This is a genomic window from Phytoactinopolyspora endophytica (assembly GCF_004138495.1).
Classification (GTDB): domain Bacteria; phylum Actinomycetota; class Actinomycetes; order Jiangellales; family Jiangellaceae; genus Phytoactinopolyspora; species Phytoactinopolyspora endophytica.
Genome location: NZ_ML142869.1, coordinates 64045 through 67305 on the forward strand (window position 1 = coordinate 64045; position 3261 = coordinate 67305).

Sequence of the window (3261 nt, forward strand, 5' to 3'; positions counted from 1 at the left end):
GCCTGTTCTCAACCACGTTGTTCACTTCCGTTCCGGTGGACTGGGTGGGTCATTCTCCGGAGATAGACCGCTGGGAGCGAGCAGACTCATCGCGACCGCCGATTGTCGACGGCGTCGCTCGCCCGTCGTACCGCTACCAGCCTGCCGTTCAACGGTGAGGATTTCATGAGTCTGCAGGTCAAGGGCATCTCATACGTGGTCGGCGATGTCAGCGCAGCCGACATACGCCGCGATCTAGGTGTCATCAGGGACGATCTGCGTTGCACCACGGTGATGCTGATCGACACCGACACGGAGCAGCTGATGGAAGCGGCCCGGCTCGCGCTCGAGGTCGGGCTGGACGTCTACGTTCGGCCATACCTGGCCGACCGCCCGCGACGCGAGTTGCTCGCCCACCTGGCGGCGACGGCGACCGAAGCGGAGAAGCTGCGCGCATCGCATCCGGACCGCCTCACGCTCCTGCTGGGGAGCGAGTTCTCCCTCACCTCCCCCGGCATGATTCCGGGGCCGAATGTGTTCATCCGTCTGCAGATCCTGCTGCGATGGCGCCGGTTCTTCGATCGACGGATCACCCGCAAGCTCGATGCCCTGCTGGCTGACGGTGTCGCCACCGCACGCAAACATTTCCATGGACCGGTCACCTACGCTGCCGGATACTGGGAGCACGTCGACTGGTCCCGCTTCGACCTCGTGGGCGTCAATCTCTACCGGATCGGCTCCGATTTCGCCGCATACGAGCAGCGCCTGCGCGACCTCATCAACATGACCGACAAGCCCGTCGTCATCACAGAATTCGGCTGCGGCGCCCACCTCGGTGCGGAACAGCGCGGACCCGGATCGTTCCGGATCGTCAACTGGTTCGCCGATCCGCCTCAGGTCAAGGACGGGCACATGCGAGACGAGCAGACGCAGGCCACCTACCTCGGTGAGCTCATCGAGCTCTACTCCCGGCACGACGTACACGGCTGTTTCGTCTACACCTTCTCCATGCACGACTTCCCCCACGCCGACGACGCACGCCATGACCTGGACATGGCGGGCTTCGGCGTGGTGAAGACCTCTGCCGACGACCCTGCGTGCTGGGAGCCGAAGGAAGCGTTCCACGAGGTCGCGCGGCGCTACACACTCCACTGAACCAAGGCCGAGCGCCGTGGTGTGCCGTGCCTCGAGCCGGACAACGTGCCAGCCGCCCGTCTGCGACGCGATGAGTTCCTGCCCGGCGGGTGGTCACAACACGTGAGGGCCGGCGTCTGGAGCACCGATGCGCCGTTCCTCAGCCGTGCATCACGCGACCGATGGAGGATTTCTCGCCGGGCATGTCGAGATCAGGGCTCTCTGCTTCGACCTCTGCTGTGACAGGCCCACATGGGCAGACATGGACAGGCGCCGACCCGTCGGCGCGGAGAGGATCAGGCATGGGACAGCCAGTGGTGCATTTCGAGATCGTCGGAAGCGATCCGGCGACGTTGCGCAGCTACTACGGCGATCTGTTCGGCTGGGAGTTCGGCCTGGGCGACGCGTCGGCGACGGCCGTGTCCGCGCCGGGTGAGTACGGGTTCGTCGACGGAAGCACGACCGGCGACGGCACCGGCATCAACGGCGGCGTGTGCGGCGGCCAGGGCTACGAGCCTCGAGTCCTGTTCTACGTCGGCGTTCCCGACGTCGAGGCCGCGCTTCAGAAGGCCGAGAGCCTTGGCGGGAAACGTGTCATGGGTCCGGCGCGCTCATCGGATGGGCCGCTCGTCGTCGGGCATTTCACCGACCCAGAAGGCAACCTGATCGGCGTCGCCGGCACGGTCTGACCCTCGCTGCACTGCCGAATCGGGAATGAGGAGAGATGAAATACCTGATCTTGATCTACAGCAACTCGCAGAACTGGCAACACCCGATGTTCATGCAACGCCCCGAGTTCCACGCGCTCCCCGGCGAGGAACGTGAACGGCTGGTTCGCCAGTTCAACGATCTGCAGCAGGAGATCACCGAGTCCGGGGAGCTCGTGGCCGGTGTTCCGTTGGCCGACCCGATGAACACCATGACCGTGCGGACGCCCGACGGTGTGCCCTTGACCACCGACGGCCCGTATCTCGAGTCCAAGGAACAACTGGCGGGATACTTCGTCGTCGATTGCGAGAGCCCGCAACGTGCGACCGAGATCGCGGCGCGCTTCCCCGACGCGCGGTTCTCCCCCATCGAGGTGCGCCCGATCATGGATCTGTCCGGCCAGGAGATGTGACCGTGGCCGTGCATGTCAGGGACGTGACTGTCGAGGACCTGCTGCGCCAAGCCGCGCCGCAGGTCCTCGCCGCGCTGGTGCGCCGCTACGGCAATTTCGAGACAGCCGAGGACGCGGTCCAGGAGGCGTTGCTGACCGCCGCTACGCAATGGCCCGAGCGCGGCATTCCCGACGACCCGCCGGCCTGGCTCGTCACGGTCGCCTCCCGACGCATGACCGACCTGCTACGCAAGGAACAGGCGAGCCGTCGACGCGAGGAGAAGGCGGTCCTTGAGACCCTGCCGGACGAGCATGTCGCCCCGGCCGCCGACACTGAGCTGCTGAGGAGCGACGACGACACGCTGACGCTCCTGCTGCTCTGCTGTCATCCCTGCCTCACGCCGCGCTCCCAGGTCGCGCTCACACTCCGCGCCGTCGGCGGACTGACGACGGTGGAGATCGCGCGCGCTTTCCTCGTCCCCGAGGCGACCATGGCGCAACGCATCAGCCGGGCCAAGCAGCGCATCAGGGCCGGCGGCGCTCGCTTCAGCATGCCGCCTGTGATGGAGCGCGAGCGTCTTCGTTCCGTACTGCACGTCCTGTACCTGATCTTCAACGAGGGCTACGCCGCGACGTCGGGCTCCGACCTCCATCGCGCCGACCTGACCCAGGAGGCGATCCGGATCACTCGAACCGTCCATCGCTTGCTGCCGGACGACGGCGAGGTCGCCGGACTGCTGGCTCTCATGCTGCTCAACGAGGCGCGCCGTGGAGCGCGCACCGGGCCCGACGGAGGCCTGGTCCCGCTGGCGGAACAAGACCGCGCCCAGTGGGACCACCACCTCATCCAGGAGGGCGTCGATCTCGTCACAGACACGCTTGCCAGGGCGCCGATCGGGCGGTACCAGGTCCAGGCGGCCATCGCAGCGGTCCACGCCGAGGCGGAGCGCGCCGAGGACACCGACTGGGCGCAGGTCGTCTCGCTGTATCGGATACTTCGAGACCTGGATCCCAACCCGTTGGTCACACTCAACCAGTCGGTGGCGCTC

At 66.5% G+C, this 3261-nt stretch carries 4 protein-coding genes; all 4 read left to right on the top strand.

Going from position 1 to position 3261, the window contains the following annotated elements; translation table 11 throughout:
* Positions 1–165 precede the first annotated feature (165 nt).
* On the top strand, positions 166–1134 hold the full coding sequence (locus ELR45_RS29210; protein WP_129669440.1) for a hypothetical protein: 969 nt from the start codon (positions 166–168) through the stop codon (positions 1132–1134).
* Between the two features lie 281 nt (positions 1135–1415).
* The gene (locus ELR45_RS29215) at positions 1416–1802 is read left to right on the top strand and encodes a VOC family protein (RefSeq protein ID WP_129669441.1); all 387 of its coding nucleotides are present in this window, start codon (positions 1416–1418) and stop codon (positions 1800–1802) included.
* Positions 1803–1837: 35 nt separating this feature from the next.
* Positions 1838–2233 carry a YciI family protein gene (locus ELR45_RS29220; protein WP_129669442.1) on the top strand — a complete coding sequence of 132 codons (396 nt, stop codon included), beginning with the start codon at positions 1838–1840 and terminating at the stop codon, positions 2231–2233.
* A gap of 2 nt (positions 2234–2235) precedes the next feature.
* The coding region (locus ELR45_RS29225; protein WP_240760221.1) for an RNA polymerase sigma factor at positions 2236–3261 on the top strand (1026 nt) is incomplete at its 3' end.

What these genes read in the sequence shown, in the direction of transcription:
- ELR45_RS29215 (WP_129669441.1), top strand. Translation starts at nt 1,416, where the DNA reads ATGGGACAGCCAGTGGTGCATTTCGAGATCGTCGGAAGCGATCCGGCG.
- ELR45_RS29210 (WP_129669440.1), top strand. Translation starts at nt 166, where the DNA reads ATGAGTCTGCAGGTCAAGGGCATCTCATACGTGGTCGGCGATGTCAGC.
- ELR45_RS29220 (WP_129669442.1), top strand. Translation starts at nt 1,838, where the DNA reads ATGAAATACCTGATCTTGATCTACAGCAACTCGCAGAACTGGCAACAC.